This window comes from Streptomyces hirsutus (assembly GCF_001418415.1).
Lineage (GTDB): Bacteria > Actinomycetota > Actinomycetes > Streptomycetales > Streptomycetaceae > Streptomyces > Streptomyces hirsutus.
Genome location: NZ_LIQT01000333.1, coordinates 1 through 18,300, shown reverse-complemented (window position 1 = coordinate 18,300; position 18,300 = coordinate 1). Strand labels below are relative to the sequence as shown.

Below are 18,300 nucleotides of genomic sequence, written 5' to 3'. Positions count from 1 at the left end.
GGGGCGGACGGCGGGAGCGGTCCGAGGGGTCCTCAGACTCCGAACTCCGTGGGCGAGATGCCCAGGGCCGCGCAGGCCTCGCGAACGGCCTGCTGCTCGGACGCCTCGAAGGTGCCGTCGGCCCCGGCGACGACCATGCCGGTCTGGACGACCGCGCGTGCCTCGACCGGCTTCTTCGACGCCTTGGCAATCTCCTGCAGCGCTCGCGCCTTGCCCGTCTCGAAGTTCGCCATGAGCTGGTCCACGTGCTCGTTGAACCGCTTGCGGAGCTGGTCCGGCGGGAAGTTCTGCAGGACCTCGTTGGAGACGATCAGCTCCTCCACGCGCTGCCGCTCCGCCGGCTCGACGTACCCGTCGGCGGCCGCGACCAGCGCGCACATCGCCATGCTCGCGTCCCGGTAGGCGCCGCTCTTGAGTTCTGTCTTCGCAGAGGCCAGCTGCGACTTCAGCAGCCCCAGCAGCTGGGCCTTGGAGCCGCCGGAGGACGAGCCGCGGGCGCGGCCGCCGGACTGTCCCGGTCCGGGGTTCCCGTGCTGTCCTCCTCCCGACCTCGCGGCCTGGGACTGCTGGAGCGCCTTGGCCTGGTCCTTGACCCGGTCCCACATCGCCACTGGTGCCACCTCGGCTTCTGTCGCTGTCTTTCCGGTACCGGTCGTCAGTCCCGGATGGTGCGGTCCGCCTGCTCAACGGACGCCGTCGCGGCCGTGTTCCCCGAGGGCAAAAGAAAGGCAAAAAAGCTGTCGTCGTATTGTCATGACGGCAGCTCACACGGGTCACGCGCGGTGGAGGCCGCGGATCAGGGTGATCCCGGCCCCGTGGCACAGCACTTCCGGGCCGGCCCACCGCACGAGGCCGACGAACGGCTCTTCCGCGTCACCGCCGGGGCCGGCGCGGAGGCCGATGGTGTGCTCGGCGCGCGGCTACCGCGTTTCACCCGGACGGCTCAGCCGCCGGGCGACCGCGGTGAAGGGCGGCGGCCGGGGATGCGGGACGGGCGTGGCGTCGCGCCCCTGCCGGCGTCAGGCTCCGGCGCCGTCCGGGGTCCCCGGTGCCCCCGGGGCATCGCCGGCGGGGCCGGCCGCCGCGGCGGCGCGCCGTTCGTACCGGAGCGCCGCACCGGTCGCGACCGCGCCGAGCCCCTCCCACGCGGCGACGCCGATGAAGGCATCGGGTGCCCGGCCGCCGATCACGGCAACCGTGAACACCGTGCACGTCAGCAACCTGAACGGCACCGTCCACCGGAAGAAGGCCCGCCAGTCGGCGAGCGCCGCAAGGACGTAGTACACGCCCATGTTGAGCGCCGCCATCGAGGACGCCGTCACGAAGGCCGGCGTGAGGTCGCCGCTCCCCCGCGCGTCCGGGGCCGCGAGGCCGAGCAGGGACAACTGCGCCCCCGGTGCGATCAGACCCACCGCCCCCAGAGCCGCGGCGAGCGCTCCGAAGGCGGCCATGGTCCAGCCCGAGGCCGAGCGGGGAGTACGCATCCGGCGAGCGTAGCGGTCGGCGGGACCGCCACCGGGGTCGCGGTCCCGCCGGAGCCGGTCGGGAGTCAGCCCACCGTCCACTTCTGGTTCGCGGCGCCCGTGCAGGTCCAGATCTGGAGCCGGGTGGCGTTGGCCGCGTTGTTGCCGGTCACGTCGAGGCACTTGTCGGCCTGGGGATTGACGATGTCGCGTGCCCCGGTGACCGTCCACTTCTGGTTGGGTCCGCCGGTGCAGTCCCACAGTTGGACGGGCGTGCCGTTCGCGGTGCCGTTGCCGGTGGCGTCCAGGCACTTGCCGAGCGCGCGGAGCGTGCCGTCGGAGCCCACGGTCCATCGCTGGGCGGCGCTGCCGTTGCAGTCGTAGAGCTGGACGGGGGTCCCGTTGGCGGGGTTCGCCCCGGCGACGTCGACGCATTTTCCGGCCAGGCCCCTGACGGCGGCGCCCGGGGCCGAGTCCCCGGTGGTCACCGAGACGTGGTCCACGACGAGTTGCTGCGGGAGGACGGTGGAGCCGTCGGGGTCGCCGGGCCAGTAGCCGCCCACCGCCAGGTTCAGGATGAGGAAGAACGGCTTGTTGAACACCCAGGACCGTCCGCCGAGGTCGGCGGGGGTGCGCGTCTGGTAGACGTTGCCGTCCACGGACCAGGTGATCGAGTTCGGCGCCCAGTCGACGGCGAAGGTGTGGAAGCCGTCCGCGAAGGCCTGCCCCCCGGGGAGGGTGTAGCCGGCGCCGATGCCGCCCGAACCGGAGTAGCCGGGCCCGTGGAGGGTGCCGTGGACGGTGGAGGGCTCGAAGCCGACGTTCTCCATGACGTCGATCTCGCCCGAGTCCGGCCAGTTGACCGGTGTGCCCAGCATCCAGAAGGCGGGCCACATGCCCTGACCGCGCGGGACCTTCATCCGTGCCTCGATGTGCCCGTACTGCGCGGTGAACTTCCCCGCGGTGTTCAGCCGGGCCGAGGTGTACTGGCAGGTGCCGTACCAGCACTGGTAGTTGGCCGGGTTCTCCTTGCGGGCCGTGATCACCAGGTGGCCCTGGCCGTCCAGGGCGGCGTTCTTGTTTCCGGACGTGTAGTACTGCCGTTCGTGGTTGTTGACGTTGTCACCGGTCTCGAGCTGCCACTTCGAGGAGTCGACCGCCGCCCCGGCGGGGCCGTCGAAGGCGTCCGAGAACGTCACGGCGGCGGCCGCGGCACCGTCCGCGGGTACGGCGGCGGTCGTGGTGGTGTCCGCCGGTTCCGCCCGGGCGGTCCCGACGGCGGCGGAGGCGACCAGAGCCGCGGACAGAACGGCGGTCAGCCATCTGCGCAGCGTGCGTGGAGAGGACATGACTCTCCCTTCCGTACGGCAGCCCGCGGGGACGGGCACGCCGACCGAGGTGGTGGGGGGACAAGTGGGGGTGAGCGCGTCGCCCCTTGATTCAAGACGTGAGATAAGAGGGCGTCAATACCCTGGTACGGACCAGGGATCCACAGCCGTTCACTCGTCACCCGAGGAGGCCGACCGACGACCTCCATGAACATCAAGAGCCCTTATTTCAGGCCGAGTTGTTACCCGATGCGTTCATCATGCGCCACACTGCCTACAGCAACGGAACCGACCGTTCGAAGCAGGGGCGGGGGCGGGGCATGGCCGCGTACAGACCAGTCGTGGCCGCGGTGGCGGGGGCGCTGCTGCTGGCCGCATGTACCGAGGGGGCCGACGGAGGTTCCGCCTCCCCGACGGCATCCGGGGAACGGGCGGGCGAAGGCGGCGGGACGACCGCGAGCCGGTCGCCGTCCCCCTCCCCGAGCGCCTCGCCGGCGGACGAGGCGTACACCGTGACGGAGGACCGGGCGCCGGGAACACGGAGCGCGGCGGTCGCCTTCCTGCGCGAACTCGCCGTACGGCCCGACTTCTTCGGCACCGGCTTCCGCAAACGTGTCCCGTACGAGAGCGATCCCGCCGAGTGGGCCGTGCTCGGCGAGGACTGCGTGTGGCGCCGCGAGCCGCTGCCGGGCAGCGTACTGGCCAGCCTCACACGGGCGTTCGTCCTGCCGGAGGCCGAGGACAGGAAGGCCGTGTACGTGTCGCTGACCGTCACCGTGCACGAGAACGTCCTGGGCGGGCGCCGGGACATGGCCACCTCCCTGGAGGAGTCCCTGCGCTGCCGGGAGCAGCGGCTGAACGCCACGGAGCGGGTGCGCGAGCTGTACTCGCAGGCGAATCCGTTCGCCGAGGAACGCAACGCCATCGCCGACGACGACCTCCTGGAGTCCGGGGTGTTCCTCGTGGACGGGGAGAAGGGGGCGAACCCCTTCCACTGGTACAAGCACCGACTGGGCCCGGTCACCGTGGCCGCGACCGCACGGGTCGGCGCCGGCCGCACCGAGGAGGAGCAGGACGCCGTTTCGTCCCAGGTGCTCAAGGGGGTCGGTCTGGTGGTCGCCGAGGCCGCCCGGCGCGCCGCGGCCGGTGGCGAGGACGGTTCCGGCACGAAGGACCGGACCGGTGACGCGAAGGACGGGGCCGGTGCGACCTCGGGCGCCCGCGCCACCGGCGTTCCGGAGGGGGCGCGATGAGTGAACCGCTGCGGCCCTCCGATCCTTCGCGCATCGCGGACTTCCGGCTGCTGCGGCGGCTGGGCACGGGCGGCATGGGCGTGGTGTACCTGGGGCGCACCGACTCCGGCCGGCTGGCCGCGGTCAAGGTGATCCGGACCGAGGGCACCGCCGACGACGGCTTCCGGGCCCGGTTCGCGCGGGAGACGGAGCTGGCCCGGCGGGTGGAGAGCCCTTGGGTGGTGCCGGTGCTCGGCGCGGACGCCGAGGCGGCCACCCCATGGCTGGCCACCGCGTTCGTTCCGGGACCGTCGCTCGCCGAGTCCGTCGCCGCTCACGGTCCCCTGCCCGTACGGAGCGCGCGGGCCCTGGGCGGAATGCTGGCCGCCGCGCTCGCCGACGTCCACGACGCCGGACTGGTCCACCGCGACGTCAAACCGGCGAACGTCCTGCTCGCCGTCGACGGACCGCGGCTGATCGACTTCGGGATCGCGCGGGCCCTCGGGGCGACCGCGCTCACCGCCGCCGGAACCGTCGTGGGCTCCCCCGGCTATCTGTCGCCCGAGCAGGCGCGCGGTCGCGACGTGGGGCCGGCGAGCGACGTCTTCTCCCTGGGGTGCGTCCTCGCCCACGCGGCCACCGGCCGGGCGGTGTTCGGCGGCGGCGGGGCGGCCGCGGTGCTGTACCGGACCGTGCACGAGGAGCCCGATCTGGACGGCGTCCCTCCCGAGCTCGACCGGATCGTACGGCGGTGCCTCGCGAAGGATCCGCAGGCGCGTCCCGGCGCACGCCGGCTGTCCGAGGTCTTCGGGGAGTTCGAGCCGGACGGATGGCTGCCGGAAGGGCTGCCCGCGCTGGTCGCCGCCCAGGCCTCGCGCATCGTCGACCTGCCCGTCCCCGAACCCACCGTCGTCGGCGGCCCCGGGCCCGGCGGACCGGCCGGGCCGCCCTCCCCCTCCCGGCGGCGCCTGATCGCCTCCGGCGCGGTCCTGGGCGTCACGGCCGCGGCAGCCGGCACCTGGTGGCTGTGGCCCCGTGACACCCCGGCCCGGCCCGGGGCCTCCGCCCGGCCCCGGTACGCCGTCGGCCTGATCGGTCACCGTACCGACGGCGTCTTCACGTCGCACGAGCGCGGCGCGCGTCTCGCCGTCGACGCGCACAACCGGGACCCCCGGCGGGCCTTCGACCTCGTCCTGCGCACCGCCGACGACGGCGGAAGCGCCGAGGGCTCGGCCCGTGCCGCCGCCCGGCTGGCCGCCGGGCGGGACATGGCGGTGCTCATCGCCGCCGGGACGAACTCGACGGTGCCCGAGACCGTGCCGGCCTGCACCCGCGCCCGGATCACCCTGCTGATCACCCGGGCCGACACCCATCGGCTCAGCAGTCTCAACACCACGACCTCGCTTCTGCTGCGCTCGACCGGCACCGTGGGTCCGGCCGCGGTCCTGCGGTACCTCAACCGGGTCGTGAAGCCCGCCAGAACGGTGATCGTGCACGATCTCACCGACGCCGAGGAGTCCGCCGAGACCGTGCGGATCGCCACCGTGTACGGGAAGGTCGACGGCGAGACCGCGGTGGAAGAGGTCGCGGCGGACGAGGGGTTCACCGACGTCTCCCGGCGCATCGCCGAACGCCCCGAGGACGCGGTCCTGTTCGCCGGTCTGCGTCCCGAGCGCGCCGCCTCGCTGGCCCGCGCCCTGCGGTCCACCCGTCATCGCGGCGCGCGCGTCACCGGAGAACACGTCCTGGGCGACCGGTTCCTCGCCGAGGCGGAGGGCTGGATGGTCAGCGCGGCCTGGACCGACGCCGACGCCGACCCTCTCACCAAGGCGTTCGCCGCCTCGTACCGCCGCCGTCACCGCCACGCGCCCACCCCCTGGGCGGCCGAGGCGTACGACGCCGTCCGGTTCGCCGCCCACGGCCTGGCCTCCGCCGACGGCGAGGGCGAGGGCCGTCCCGCTCTGCGGGCCGAACTGCTGCGCCGTCCCTGGCAGGGCATCACCCGCAGAGTCGCCTTCGACCCCGACGGTCACTTCTTCGAGGCGAACGACGACGCCGGCGCGTTCCTCTACCGCGTCACCGGCAAAACCGCCCGCTTCGTCGCCCGCTGGGACGACATCGGCAGGGAGGCCGGCGGAGAGGTCTGACGGTCCCCGCCGCCGTCGGCCTCCCCGCCGACCGTCCTCACCGGGGCGTCGAACGGGTGCGCTACATTTTGCTCGCCTTCGACCGCGATCACTCGATCCCTCACGCTACGGAGCCGGCAATCCCATGAGCGACATCGTCAACGGACTCGGCCGGGCCACCGCCTACGGCGCCCTCGGTCTGGTCCTGCTGGTGCTCGGCATCGTCCTGGTGGACCTGCTGACGCCAGGAAAGCTCGGCCGGCAGATCTGGGAGGAGCGCAACCGCAACGCCGCCCTGGTGCTCAGCTCCGCACTGCTCGGCATCGGCGGAATCGTCTTCACGTCCATCTGGACGACGTACGAGGACTTCGGCAAGGGGCTGGTCTCGACCGCCGCGTTCGGGCTGCTGGGGCTGGTCATGATGGCCGTGGCGTTCCTGGTGGTGGACCTCATCACGCCGGGTCGTCTGGGCAGCACCCTGGTGGACCCGCAGCCGCATCCCGCGGTCTGGGTGACGGCGTCCTGCAACCTCGCGGTGTCCGCGGTCGTTTCGGCGTCCATCGCCTGACACCGGGCACCTGACACCGGGCACCTGACGGCTTCCCGTCCGAGCCCTGAGCGGGTGTCGGCGGCAAAAGCCCGCCGAGCACCGGAGAGGACAGACGAGCCGTCAGCCCGACACGATGCGGAGGAGGGCCGTGCCGTCCTCCCCCGGCGCCATCCGGACGATTACGGTGCCCGGCCGGGCGCTGGGCGGACCGTCGTCGCCGATGCCGCCGCACGAGGTGCTGGAGCCGCCTGCGCGAAGCACGATGCGGCAGCTCTGGCCGCGGCCTTCGGTACTGCCCGCGGACCGGCCGTTGCCGGACTTCACCTCGTACTCGATCCTGTCCGGGCCGACTTCGGACACGGACAGGGTCGTGCTGCCGGCCGGACCGTCGAACCGGATCGTCACCGGCCCGGCCACCGCGATCTCGCAGTCTCCGTCCGTGCAGGCGGACGGATCGCGGCCGTCCGCGGCCGGCACCGACGGCTTCGCCGGGGCGGTGCCACCGGCGGGCCCGGACGACGGAGTCGACGAGGGCGCCGGGGGCGCGTCCGCTCCGGAGCGCGACGCGGAGGGGCGTACGTCGCCCGGGGCCCCCGTGCCCCCTTCGCCGGGGCCGCCGCAGCCGGCCAGGGCGACCGCGGCGAGCACCGTGATCACCCGGCCCGCGACCACGCGTCGCCCGCGCGCCGTTCCTGCCCGGTGTGCCGTCGCCCTGCCGCTCATGGTGCTCCCGTGCTTCCCCACGACTCCGCGCACCCTGTGCCCGGCCTTCGACGGCTACTCTTCCCCCGCGCCGCGCCCTCCACTCCCCGCGGGCCCGCGGGGAGGTGCACGCCGTGCCCGGCTCAGGCGACGCGGGCGGTCCGGACCGGGCGGGCGCGCTCCCGCACCGGGCGGAGCGGTGCGGCGAGGGCGCGGGCGGGCGGGGTGGCCCGGGTGGAGGAGGCACTGACCCGGTAGGTCGTCCGGTTCGCGTCCACGACGGGGTTCCCGAGCTCGATCTTCCCCGCTTCGTGCAGCGCGTCGCAGTCGCCGGTGGGCAGGGCCGCGTAGCAGCCGCCCTGGCCCGTGGTGGAATCGAGCGGCCGCCAGTAGCTGTACCGGCGCCGGCCGTTCGCGTACACCGTGACGAAGGTGGGGGTGCGCGGGTCGGAGATGATGCGCAGCACGTCGGTGCCGGCGGTGCCGAGCGAGGCGCTCGACAGCGCGGGGGCCGCTCGGAGACCGGTGTTCATCCGCCCTGCGCGCGGACGGTCCTGTGTCTGGTTGACGGTGAACAGCATCGCTGGGCCTTTCCGGAGCCGGGTCTCGAGACCGTGTACCCAGCGCGGCGCCGGTGTTGATCTCTTTCAGTGATCATTGTGCTCCTTGACACTGACATTAACCCGTCAGCCACGATCGGATCGTCGAATTTCCTGTTCATACTTGGCTGTTCTTCGCCCCTCGTGGCCGTACTCCGCCTCTCCTGAACCTCTCCTGACGGCGCCTCACCCCTTGTAGGGCCCGGCGCCGGGTCCATAGGATCGCTGAAGAACGGATGTGAATCGTTTCAATCACCGGACACGGCGAACAGAGGACGCACATCATGGCCGAGGGATGGAAGCGCAGGGGGTTCCTGCAGGGGACGGTGGCCGCGGGAGCGGGCCTGGGCGCGTTCGGCGCCACCGCGCCGGCAACCGCCGTACCGGCGGCCGCGGCGCCGGGAGCCGCCCCGCGCTCCGGTGGACTGCGCGTCGTGCGCACCACCGTGGAGTACGCCGAGACGCTCATCGGAACCGACGTGGAACGGCCGCGCCTGTCGTGGGAGCTGGCGGCCCCGGGGCGGCACGCACGCCAGAGCGCCTACCGGATCCAGGTGGTCCGCGACCGGGCCCGCTGGGACGGCCGAATGGTGTGGGACTCCGGCAGGGTCGTCTCGGACCGCAGCGTCGGGGTCCCCTACGACGGCCCCGCGCTGCGGCCCCGCACCCGCTACTTCTGGCGGGTACGGGTGTGGGACGCGCAGGGGCGCGCGGCACGCTGGAGCGAACCGCGCTGGTGGGAGACAACGTTGTCGCCGGACGAGTGGCGAGCCCGTTGGATCGGGGCCGGCACACCGCCGCAGCCGCCCTCGTTCGAGGGCGCCGACTGGATCTGGTCGCCGGGTGCCACCCCCTCCGGCGCACCCGAGGGCCCGCGGTGGTTCAGGGGCCGGCTGACGCTGCCCGCGGGGACGGAGGTGGAGCGGGCCGCGGTGGTCGCCACCGCCGACGACGACTTCACCCTGTACCTCGGCGGTGAGCAGGTCCTGCACGCCCCGCAGCAGACGGACGGCTGGCGCACCGGGAGAACCGCGGACGTCACCGGGCTCGTCCGTGCGGCAGCGACCGCCACGCCGGGCACGGGCGCCCGGGCCGGGGACGTCGTCCTGGCCGCGCTCGCCACCAACCGCGGCGGGGCTTCCGTCAACCCGGGCGGACTGCTGGTCCGGCTGCTCGTCGACACGGCGGACGGGCAGCGCCACGAACTGGCCACCGACGGCCGCTGGCTCACTTCCGAGACCATGCAACGGGGCTGGGAACAAACGGACTTCGACGACGGAGGCTGGGCACCCGCGGTCGTCCTCGCACCCTACGGCCAGGGCCCCTGGGGCACGGGGCCGGCCGTGGCGGCGCCCGAATCGCCCGCACCGCTGCTCCGCCGTGCCTTCACCGTCCGCAAGAAGATCTCCCGAGCGCGGCTGTACATCGTCGGACTCGCCTACTACGAGGCGGAGATCAACGGCCGCAAGGTCGGGCACCAGGTCCTCGACCCGGGGTTCACCGACTACGACCGGACCGTCCTGTACGCCGTGCACGACGTGACCGAGCTGCTGGAACGCGGCGAGAACGCCCTGGGGGTCACCCTCGGGCGCGGCTTCTTCGGCATGACGACCCCCAATGTCTGGAACTGGCACCGGCCGCCCTGGCACGGCGAGCCTCGGCTCCTCGCGCAATTGGAGGTCGACCATCCGGACGGCTCCCGCACGACCGTCGTCTCCGGTGACGACTGGCGGCTGGCCGAGGGCCCGACGCGCTCCAACTCGCTCTACGCCGGTGAGACCTTCGACGCCCGGCTGGTCCCCGACGGATGGACCCGGCCGGGCTTCGACGACAGCGGCTGGCGCGCCGCCCGGATCCAGGAGGCACCGGCCGGACGGCTGCGCGCCCAGCCGCACGACCCGATCGAGATCGTCGACACCGTGCGTCCCGCCGGGATCGGCGAACTGCGCCCCGGGGTGTACGTGGTCGACATGGGCCGCACCATGGCGGGCTGGACCCGCCTGACCGTGCGGGGGGCCGCCGAGGGCGACGTGGTGAGCCTGACGTACGGCGAGAAGCTGAAGGAGGACGGCAGTGTGCACGCCGAGACGGGCCACGTCCCGGGCCGGTTCCAGACGGACGAGTACATCTGCGCGGGTGACGACGAGGAGGTCTGGGAGCCCTCGTTCTCCTACAAGGGCTTCCGCTATGTGCAGATCACCGGACTGCCCGCGCGGCCCTCGGCCGGCCAGGTGCTCGGACGGCTGGTGCACACGCCCGTCGAGGAGGTGAGCTCCTTCGCCTGCTCCGAGCCGTTCTACGAATGGCTGGACGGGGCCATGCGCCGGACCGTGCTCAACAATCTGCACGGCATCCCGACCGACACGCCCATGTACGAGAAGAACGGCTGGACCGGCGACGCACAGCTCGGGGCGCCCGTCATGGCCTACGCCTTCGGGGTGCACCGGTTCCTGTCCAAGTGGCTCGGCGACCTGGCGGACAGTCAGACCGGGGAGGGGCAGCTGCCGGTGATCGTGCCGAGCGGCGGCTGGGGTTACGGCGATCTGGGGCCCTCCCCCGAGTGGACCACCGTCTACCCGTTCGTGGTGCGCGAGATGTACCGCGTGTACGGCGACGAACGGGCCGCTCGCGAGCACTGGGACACGCTGGTGCGCTATCTGGACTGGGAGCTGTCCCGGCTGCGGGACGGTCTGGCCGTCACCGCGCTGGGCGATTATCTGCCGCCCGGATACGGCGGGAATCCGCCCGAGGACACCCGGCTCACCGCGACCGCCTACCTGTACCGCGCCCTGCTGCACACCGCGGAAGTGGGCGGGACGCTGGGCGAGGGAGGCACCGCGGACCGCTACCGCGAGGCCGCCGGGAAGCTGCGGGACGCCTTCAACGCCGCCTTCCTCGGGCCCGAGGGGCACTACCGCACGGCGAAGGACCCCGGCTACCGGCAGACGTCCAATGCCGTGCCCCTGGCCTTCGGGATGGTGCCGGCCGGGGCCCGCGCCACCGTCGTCGACAGCCTGGTGCGGGACGTCGAGGAGCGCGGCAACCACCTGAACACCGGGGCGCTCGGCACCAGCGTGCTGCTGCGCGTGCTGTCCGCGCACGGCCGCCCGGACGTGGCCCACGCCGTCGCCACCCGACGCACGTACCCGAGCTGGGGATACTGGCACGCGCAGGGCGCCGACACCATGTGGGAGATGTGGCCGGCCGATTCCCGCTCCCGCGACCACTACTTCCAGGGCACGGTCGCCCAGTGGCTCTACGAGAACGTGGCGGGTCTGCGGCCGGGCGACGCGGGCTACGCCACCTTCGTGGTGCGGCCCGACGCGCGTACGGGGGTGGACTGGGCGCGCACCACGATACGGACGGTGCGCGGGCCGGCGGGGGTGTCCTGGTCCCGGATCGACGGCCGGCTGCGGCTGGTGGTGCGGGTCCCCGTGGGGGCGGCCGCCGAGGTGCACGTACCGGCGGACGAACGGTCCCGGGTCACGGTGCCGACGGGGGCCCGGTACCTCCGTACGGAGCCGGAGTTCGTGATCTTCCAGGTGCCGCACGGGAGGTGGGAGTTCACCGGCCGGGCGTAGCCTGAGGCGGCTGCGCCCCGCCGTACAACCCCGGGCCCGTTCGGGAGGTCTTCCTCGGTGAACCTCCCCGACCGGGAGGTATTCGGATGGTTCGGCCTTCCGAGCCCTGCCGACTCGCACTCGTTCCAACGGGGGAACAGTCATGGACCACAAGAGCCCGATGCGTTCTCGCACCCGTCGCGGCGCCGCCGCGGCGCTCACCGTCCTGACGGCGGCGGCCCTCGGCGCAGTCGGCGCCGGGGCGTCGAACGCGGGCGCCGCCGCGCCGCAACAGCGGCAGATCGCGTCGTCCGTCCTCGGCACCGACCACCGGATCACGCTGACCGCGCTCCGCTCGGCCGAGGACGGGTACGCCGCGTCCGTGCGCCTGCAGGTGTACACGCGGTCCGACGGCGCCTGGAAGGAGTCGGACCGCGTGACCGTCGGCGACGTGGACGGCTGGTTCTGGTATCCGCTCACCGGTACGGGCGCCGTCTGCCGGTTCTCGACAGCGAGCACGGAGCCCGCACCCCTCACGGTCAGCCTGCTGGTCACTCCGTCCATCGGCTGCTCCGACCCGGTCCACTACGTGGTGAAGGAGGGCAGGGTGTACGCCGGCTGAGCTCCGGAAACGCCGCCCCCGCCCGTCGCCGGCCTCGCCGGGGCGGGCGGACGGGCGAACGGGCGGTTCGCACGGGACACCTGGTGCACGACACGTGCTGTGTCCGGTTAGCCACCCCTCGTAGGAGGGAAGTGATCAACGCGCCGGACACCACCGTGAAGGGAGCACCCCCACGTGACGCTCTCCGCCCCTCCTTCCCCCATACCCAGGGCCTCCGGATCGCTTCCGGTCCTCGGCCACGCGGTCCACCTCATGCGTGACAACCTGGGATTCATCGCCTCGCTCCGCGCCGCCTACGGCCCGCTCGTCGAGATCACCCTGCAGCCCGGGACACGGACGGTCGTCGTCCAGGACCCGGCTCTGATCCGCACCATGCTCATCGCACTCGGCCCGAGCCTCGACAAGGGCAGATTCTTCGAGAAGATGGGCCAGTTGCTGGGTGACTCCGTGGTCACCGCGGCAGGACAGACCCATGTCCGCAAACGGCGCCAGCTGCAACCGGCGTTCACCCACCACGAGATCGCCGGGTACGTCGACGTCATGCGCGAGGAGGCGTCCGGCGCCGCCGACGGCTGGAGCCCCGGCCAAGCCCTCGACGTACGCGAGGCGATGGTCAAACTGTCGCTGGACATGCTGGCCAAGACCGTCTTCTCCGGCAGTCTGGACGAGCGGACCTTCCGCCGGCTCCGCCGTGATCTGTCGGTCGTGATGAACGGGGTCGGGTCCCGCGTCATGCTGCCCGACTGGGCCGAGCGTCTGCCGCTGCCCGTCAACCGTCGCTTCGACCGGGCACGGGACGCCGTGCGCGCCACCATCGACACGGCGGTCGGTGAACTGCAGGCATCCGGACGCGACACCGGGGACATGCTGTCCCTGCTGCTGCGAGCCCGGGACGAGGAGACCGGACAGCCCTTGACGGGCCACCAGATCTCTTCGGAGATCCTGACGCTGGCCGTGGCCGGTACGGAGACGACGGCATCGGTGCTTTCCTGGGCGCTGTACGAACTCGCCCGCCATCCCGATGTCGAGGAACGGGTGCTGGGCGAACTCGACGAGGTTCTCGGCGGGAGAGCGGTGGCCTTCGAGGATCTGCCCCGGCTGCCCTTCCTCAACCGGGTCGTCACCGAGACGCTGCGGCTGCACCACACCGGCTGGCTCGTCACCCGGCGTACGGTCACCGAGACCCGCCTCGGCCGGTGGACCCTGCCTCCCGGCACCGAGCTCGCCTACTGCCAGCATGCCCTCCACCGCGATCCCGAGCTGTTCCCCGATCCCTCGGCCTTCCTCCCGGACCGGTGGCTGGACAGCAGTCCGCCACCGGGCTTCCTGCCGTTCGGCGCGGGCAAGCACAAGTGCATCGGTGACCGTTTCGCCCTCACCGAACTGGTCACCGCCCTCGCCACGATCCTGCGCAGGGTCCGGCTGACCCTGTCCCCCGGCCAGGTCGTCGAGCCGGTGGCCCGCGCCACCGTCCGCCCCCGCAGGCTGGTCATGACCGTGCGGCCCCGCACCGGCTGACCTCGCCGGGGCTGCCACCGGACCGGCGGCAGCCCGTCCAGGGGCGTGGGGGCGTGACCCGGCGGTCACGCCCCCCCTTCGTCGGCACGTGACCGGATGCGGGCTCGCGCAGGTCGCGCGAACCTGGAGGGGTCGCCCGGTTGCGCTGCCCCGGCGGGGCCGCGGGGCCGGGCCGCCCGACACCGAGCCGAGGAGAGACTGAAGCCCATGCCTCACATCACCGTGGGACGCGAGAACTCCGCCGACGTCGAGCTCTACTACGAGGACCACGGGGCCGGACAGCCCGTGGTCCTCATCCATGGATTCCCGCTCGACGGCCATTCCTGGGAGAAGCAGTCCGCCGCGCTGCTCGACGCCGGATACCGCGTGATCACCTACGACCGGCGCGGGTTCGGACGGTCGAGCCGACCGACGACGGGCTACGACTACGACACCTTCGCCGCCGATCTGAACACGGTCATGGAGACCCTCGACGTCTCGGACGCCGTACTCGTCGGGTTCTCCATGGGAACCGGTGAAGTCGCCCGCTACGTCAGCCGGTTCGGCTCGGGCCGGATCGCCAAGGTGGCCTTCCTGGCCTCGCTGGAACCCTTTCTGCTGAAGACCGACGACAACCCGGCCGGCGCGGCGCCCCACGAGTTCTTCGAGGGCATCTCGTCGGCGGTGAAGGCGGACCGGTACGCGTACTACACGGCGTTCTTCAAGGACTTCTACAACCTCGACGAGAACCTCGGCAGCCGGATCAGTCCGGAAGCCGTTCGCCACAGCTGGCACACGGCTTCCGCGGGCGGGTTCTTCGCCGCGGCGGCCGCGCCGATGACGTGGTTCACCGACTTCCGGGGCGACATCCCCGCCATCGACGTACCCGCCCTGATCCTGCACGGCACGGCGGACAACATCCTGCCGATCGACTCGACCGGGCGCCCGTTCCACCAGGCACTGCCGAGCGCCGAGTACGTGGAGATCGAGGGCGCCCCGCACGGCCTGCTGTGGACGCACGCCGAGGAGGTCAACCAGGCGCTGCTGTCCTTCCTCGGCAAGTCGGCCTGACGGCCTGCCGCAAGGTGCTGCCACGGGGGCCGGCGGCCCCCGTCGCCGGACACGTCGCGCCGAAAACACCCGAGGGGTCGGGTACGTCCGGCGCATGGGACGGACCGCACGTTTCCGGGTCGACGCGGAGGCCGCCGGGGCCGGTCAGCGGAGCACCCGGAGCGCTCCGGGGAGGACCCTGAGGGTCACCGGGAGAACCGCCTCGACCTCGCCGTCCGCCCCGTAGGGGACGTCCCGGTCGGCGAGGATACGGATCTCCTTGCCGCGCAGGATCCGCACCTGGGGCCGGTGGACGTGGGCACCGGTCCTGAGGTCGTTCATCAGGCTGAAGAACAGCCGCCGCGGGGCATCCGCGATCAGCACGATCTCCAGGACGCCGTCGTCGACGCGGGCGTCCGGGGCGATGACGCGGCCCGATCCGTAGTAGCCGGAGTTGGCGGCGACCACGGTGTATCCGGTGTGGGTGTGTTCCTCGCCGTCCACCGTGACCCGGTAGCGCGCCGCCCGCCAGCCGGTGACCGCGCGCAGGCCGCCGGCGTAGTAGGAGGCTGAGCCCCGCAGCAGCCGGGACCGGTTGGCGTGACGGTTGGCGAGCGCGTCCACACCGGCGTAGACGCTGCCGAGGACGACGGTGCGGTCGTGGACGGCCGACTCGACCTCGATGGTGTCGACCGGCCGCGGTTCGTTGTGCAGCAGTATCCGGGCCAGGGCCGCGGGATCGGCGGGCAGGTCCAGGGCACGGGCGAAGTCGTTGCCGCGGCCCGCCGGTACGAGACCGAGGGTCGCGCCGGTTCCGCTGAGCGCGCCGCCGATGCCTCCGGCGATGCCGTCCCCGCCGACCGCCAGCACCACCCGGCCCCGCCGGCCCGCGTCGCGGGCCAGTTCCCGCGCGTGGGCCAGGCTGCGGCTGTACTCCGTGTGCAGTTCGGCGCCGGCCTCCCGGAGCGGGCGCGCGAGGGCGAGCAGCGCGGCCGCTCCGGTGGATCCGCCCGCGGTGGGATTGACGACGGCGGTGAACTGTCGCATCGGGTGCCTCCGGGCGGGCCGACGGGATGGGGAGGGGACATGGTCTGGCGGGACGGTCGGAGGCCGGGCGGTCGCCCGGTGGGGCGGCCGCCGGTGGGCCGCGCGTCAGTCCGCGGGCAGGAGGACGCCGGGGCTGAGGATTCCGGCCGGGTCCAGGCGCTGCTTCACGGCGCGCAGTGCGTCGGTGCCCAGCGGGCCGATCTCCCGGACGTACCAGTCCCGGTGGTCGGTGCCGACGGCGTGGTGGTGGGTGATCGTGCCGCCGGCGGCGAGGATCGCCTCGTTGGCGGCGTGCTTGGCGCGTGTCCAGTGCGCCACGGGGTCGCCGTCGCCCTGGGCCGAGACCACGGTGAAGTACAGCGAGGCGCCGTTCTCGTAGATGTGGGAGATGTGGCACATCACCAGGGGCGGGGTTCCGGCCCGGGTGAGTGTGGCGGTGAGGGCGTCGCGGACGGCGGTGTACAGCTCGGGCACGCGGGACCAGAACGTCGCGGTCTCCAGCGTCTCGGCCAGTGCCCCGGCGTCGAGGAGGGAGTCGCGCAGGTACGGGGCCGAGAAGCGGCCGTGAGCCCAGTTCCGGCCGGGTTCCTCGCCCAGCGGGGTCCCGCCGCACGCGCGCAGGACGGCCGCGGCGCCCCGCCTGCGGTACGCGGTGTCCTCCTCCGTGCCCTCGTAGCCGGCGACGGCCGTGCATCCGGCGGGCTGCGCGGTGCCGGAGCCGATCGCCTCGGGCTGGGCGAGGCCGATCAGCGTCTCGGTCTCGTCGGACAGTCGCAGCACGGTGGGGCGCGGCCCGTCCTGGGCGAGGCGGCGCAGTGCGGCGACCCCCTGTTCGAAGGAGTCGAAGCGCCAGCCCTCGTGGACGCGGGTCCGGGGGACGGGCCGGATCCGGACGGTCACCGAGGTGATGACGCCGAAGGCTCCCTCGGATCCCAGGACGAGCTGGCGCAGGTCGGGTCCGGCCGCCGAGCGCGGGGCCCGGCCGGTGTCGAGGGTGCCTTCGGGGGTGGCGAGGGTGAGGGCGAGCACCATCTCGTCGAAGCGGCCGTAGCCGGCGGACGCCTGGCCGCTGGAGCGGGTGGCGGCGAAGCCGCCGATGGTGGCCCACTCGTAGGACTGGGGGAAGTGTCCGAGGGTGAAGCCGTGTTCGCCGAGCAGCGCCTCGGCCTGCGGGGCGCGCAGGCCCGGCTGCAGGGTGGCGGTGCGGGAGACCGGGTCCAGGGCGAGCAGGCGGTCCATGCGCCGCAGGTCCAGGGCGACGAAGGGGCGCGGCCGGCCGGGGGCGAGTCCGCCGACGACGGAGGTGCCGCCGCCGAACGGAACCACGGCCAGGCCGTGTTCGGCGCAGGCGCGCAGGACGGCGAGCACCTGGTCGTGGCTCGCGGGGTACAGGACGGCCTCGGGGACGTCGGTGACGTCGCCGTCCCGGATGCGCAGCAGGTCGGGGGTGGACTTGCCGCGGGTGTGCCGGATCCGGGTCTCCGGGTCGGTGCGCACGTGGCCCTCGCCGCCGTCCGCGCCACTGCCCGTGCCCTCGTCCGAACCGTCCAGGGCGGCGGCCAGCGCACGGCGTGCCGCAGGCTCCAACCGGGGTTCGGGGACCGTCACTTCGCCGAGGGCGACCGGTGCGTTCGGGCGCGGCTTGACGCCGAGCATGTCGCGCAGGAGTCCGATCACGGTGTCGGGCAGCGGCTTGGCCCTGGCGGGGTCGCCCCAGCCGCTCCACAGCATGTCCATGACTGTCGTCCTCACCGGTCGAGGGGAGCGAGGCCGTCGCCGACGGCCTCACGTGGCGTTACACTGTGACACATGACGCCTATTCGTCACAACCAAGCGGACAACGACGCCGTGCTCGACGCGGTGCGCGACTGTGTCCTGGCCGTCGGGGTCCGCCGCACCACGCTGACCGACGTGGCCCGCCGCGCCGGGGTCTCCCGCATGACGCTGTACCGGCGGTGGCCCGATGTGCGCACGCTGGTCGGCGACCTCATGACACGGGAGTGGATCGGCGTGGCCACGGGGGCCGTCCCGGAGGCCCGGCCGGGTCTGGCCACTCGGGCGAGGATGGTCGACGGGCTCGTGGCGGGGGTGCGGGCGTTCGGTGAGCACCCGCTCTTCCGGAAGATCGTCGGCGTGGATCCCGAACTGCTGCTGCCCTACGTGCTGGACCGGCGCGGAGCGAGCCAGGAAGCCATGCTGAAACTGCTGGCCGACGCCCTGCGCGAGGGGCACGCCGACGGCTCGGTGCGCGCCGGGCATCCCGAACGGCAGGCGCGGTCCGTCCTGCTGATCGTCCAGTCCTTCACCCTGTCCCTGCGGACCATGACCGACGAGGACGATCCGGACCTCACCCACGAGGCCCTCCTCACGGAACTGCGCGACATCCTGGAGAGGACCCTCGCCCCATGACCTCCCGCACCGGACCGGCCGCCGCACCCGTGACCTGACCGCGGCCGTGGGCGGCGACGTCGTCGACGTCCTCGTCGTCGGGCTCGGTGCCACCGGTGCCGGGGTCGCCCTGGAC

Annotated in this window: 15 protein-coding genes; 8 read left to right on the top strand and 7 right to left on the bottom strand. The window is 73.1% G+C overall.

Annotated features, from left to right (window positions below; translation table 11 throughout):
* Nucleotides 1-32: 32 nt before the first annotated feature.
* The 3 genes from AOK11_RS24180 to AOK11_RS24170 form a co-directional block, all read right to left on the bottom strand.
* Complete coding sequence (locus AOK11_RS24180; RefSeq protein ID WP_055595837.1) at nt 33-611, bottom strand: tellurite resistance TerB family protein; 579 nt, start codon at nt 609-611, stop codon at nt 33-35.
* 408 nt (nt 612-1,019) lie between these two features.
* Nucleotides 1,020-1,484 (bottom strand): hypothetical protein, encoded by a 465-nt coding sequence (locus AOK11_RS24175; protein WP_055595839.1) that lies wholly within the window; start codon nt 1,482-1,484, stop codon nt 1,020-1,022.
* A 65-nt stretch (nt 1,485-1,549) separates the two neighbouring features.
* Complete coding sequence (locus tag AOK11_RS24170; protein WP_055595836.1) at nt 1,550-2,812, bottom strand: ricin-type beta-trefoil lectin domain protein; 1,263 nt, start codon at nt 2,810-2,812, stop codon at nt 1,550-1,552.
* Between the two features lie 239 nt (nt 2,813-3,051).
* Here AOK11_RS24170 and AOK11_RS24165 point away from each other — a divergent pair, with 239 nt between their 5' ends.
* The 3 genes from AOK11_RS24165 (at nt 3,052) to AOK11_RS24155 (ending at nt 6,717) form a co-directional block, all read left to right on the top strand.
* The gene (locus tag AOK11_RS24165) at nt 3,052-4,044 is read left to right on the top strand and encodes a hypothetical protein (protein WP_240497472.1); all 993 of its coding nucleotides are present in this window, start codon (nt 3,052-3,054) and stop codon (nt 4,042-4,044) included.
* Nucleotides 4,041-6,170 (top strand): bifunctional serine/threonine-protein kinase/ABC transporter substrate-binding protein, encoded by a 2,130-nt coding sequence (locus AOK11_RS24160; protein ID WP_055595834.1) that lies wholly within the window; start codon nt 4,041-4,043, stop codon nt 6,168-6,170. The genes AOK11_RS24165 and AOK11_RS24160 overlap by 4 nt, the downstream gene beginning before the upstream one ends.
* A gap of 124 nt (nt 6,171-6,294) precedes the next feature.
* Nucleotides 6,295-6,717, top strand: a complete 423-nt coding sequence (locus AOK11_RS24155) for a DUF350 domain-containing protein (RefSeq protein ID WP_055595833.1) — start codon at nt 6,295-6,297, stop codon at nt 6,715-6,717.
* Between the two features lie 102 nt (nt 6,718-6,819).
* Here the strand turns inward: AOK11_RS24155 and AOK11_RS24150 are convergent, their stop codons facing one another.
* Together AOK11_RS24150 and AOK11_RS24145 are read right to left on the bottom strand one after the other, a co-directional pair.
* Nucleotides 6,820-7,422, bottom strand: coding sequence for a hypothetical protein (locus AOK11_RS24150; protein WP_240497474.1), 603 nt, complete (start codon nt 7,420-7,422; stop codon nt 6,820-6,822).
* A gap of 122 nt (nt 7,423-7,544) precedes the next feature.
* Nucleotides 7,545-7,982 (bottom strand): hypothetical protein, encoded by a 438-nt coding sequence (locus tag AOK11_RS24145; protein WP_055595831.1) that lies wholly within the window; start codon nt 7,980-7,982, stop codon nt 7,545-7,547.
* A gap of 302 nt (nt 7,983-8,284) precedes the next feature.
* Between AOK11_RS24145 and AOK11_RS24140 the strand changes: the two genes are divergently transcribed.
* From AOK11_RS24140 to AOK11_RS24125, 4 genes are all read left to right on the top strand, one after another.
* Nucleotides 8,285-11,581, top strand: a complete 3,297-nt coding sequence (locus AOK11_RS24140) for a family 78 glycoside hydrolase catalytic domain (protein ID WP_055595830.1) — start codon at nt 8,285-8,287, stop codon at nt 11,579-11,581.
* Nucleotides 11,582-11,741: 160 nt separating this feature from the next.
* Nucleotides 11,742-12,182: a hypothetical protein gene (locus AOK11_RS24135; RefSeq protein ID WP_055595838.1), complete on the top strand. Its 441-nt coding sequence runs from the start codon at nt 11,742-11,744 to the stop codon at nt 12,180-12,182.
* Nucleotides 12,183-12,356: 174 nt separating this feature from the next.
* The gene (locus AOK11_RS24130; RefSeq protein WP_079035045.1) at nt 12,357-13,700 is read left to right on the top strand and encodes a cytochrome P450; all 1,344 of its coding nucleotides are present in this window, start codon (nt 12,357-12,359) and stop codon (nt 13,698-13,700) included.
* Between the two features lie 207 nt (nt 13,701-13,907).
* Complete coding sequence (locus AOK11_RS24125) at nt 13,908-14,750, top strand: alpha/beta fold hydrolase (RefSeq protein WP_055595828.1); 843 nt, start codon at nt 13,908-13,910, stop codon at nt 14,748-14,750.
* A gap of 144 nt (nt 14,751-14,894) precedes the next feature.
* On the opposite strand, the gene AOK11_RS24120 is transcribed toward AOK11_RS24125, so the two are convergent.
* Nucleotides 14,895-15,776, bottom strand: a complete 882-nt coding sequence (locus tag AOK11_RS24120; protein ID WP_055595827.1) for a YegS/Rv2252/BmrU family lipid kinase — start codon at nt 15,774-15,776, stop codon at nt 14,895-14,897.
* A gap of 105 nt (nt 15,777-15,881) precedes the next feature.
* Entirely contained in the window at nt 15,882-17,513 is a 1,632-nt protein-coding gene (locus AOK11_RS24115) for an FAD-binding oxidoreductase (protein ID WP_055595826.1), read from the bottom strand.
* Nucleotides 17,514-17,585: 72 nt separating this feature from the next.
* Here AOK11_RS24115 and AOK11_RS24110 point away from each other — a divergent pair, with 72 nt between their 5' ends.
* The gene (locus AOK11_RS24110) at nt 17,586-18,185 is read left to right on the top strand and encodes a TetR/AcrR family transcriptional regulator (protein ID WP_055595825.1); all 600 of its coding nucleotides are present in this window, start codon (nt 17,586-17,588) and stop codon (nt 18,183-18,185) included.
* Nucleotides 18,186-18,300 lie beyond the last annotated feature (115 nt).

Coding starts and splice junctions, on each gene's coding strand:
- AOK11_RS24145 (WP_055595831.1), bottom strand. CDS start 7,982: ATGCTGTTCACCGTCAACCAGACACAGGACCGTCCGCGCGCAGGGCGG.
- AOK11_RS24160 (WP_055595834.1), top strand. CDS start 4,041: ATGAGTGAACCGCTGCGGCCCTCCGATCCTTCGCGCATCGCGGACTTC.
- AOK11_RS24135 (WP_055595838.1), top strand. CDS start 11,742: ATGCGTTCTCGCACCCGTCGCGGCGCCGCCGCGGCGCTCACCGTCCTG.
- AOK11_RS24165 (WP_240497472.1), top strand. CDS start 3,052: ATGCGCCACACTGCCTACAGCAACGGAACCGACCGTTCGAAGCAGGGG.
- AOK11_RS24175 (WP_055595839.1), bottom strand. CDS start 1,484: ATGCGTACTCCCCGCTCGGCCTCGGGCTGGACCATGGCCGCCTTCGGA.
- AOK11_RS24140 (WP_055595830.1), top strand. CDS start 8,285: ATGGCCGAGGGATGGAAGCGCAGGGGGTTCCTGCAGGGGACGGTGGCC.
- AOK11_RS24170 (WP_055595836.1), bottom strand. CDS start 2,812: ATGTCCTCTCCACGCACGCTGCGCAGATGGCTGACCGCCGTTCTGTCC.
- AOK11_RS24150 (WP_240497474.1), bottom strand. CDS start 7,422: ATGAGCGGCAGGGCGACGGCACACCGGGCAGGAACGGCGCGCGGGCGA.
- AOK11_RS24125 (WP_055595828.1), top strand. CDS start 13,908: ATGCCTCACATCACCGTGGGACGCGAGAACTCCGCCGACGTCGAGCTC.
- AOK11_RS24120 (WP_055595827.1), bottom strand. CDS start 15,776: ATGCGACAGTTCACCGCCGTCGTCAATCCCACCGCGGGCGGATCCACC.
- AOK11_RS24155 (WP_055595833.1), top strand. CDS start 6,295: ATGAGCGACATCGTCAACGGACTCGGCCGGGCCACCGCCTACGGCGCC.
- AOK11_RS24110 (WP_055595825.1), top strand. CDS start 17,586: ATGACGCCTATTCGTCACAACCAAGCGGACAACGACGCCGTGCTCGAC.
- AOK11_RS24115 (WP_055595826.1), bottom strand. CDS start 17,513: ATGGACATGCTGTGGAGCGGCTGGGGCGACCCCGCCAGGGCCAAGCCG.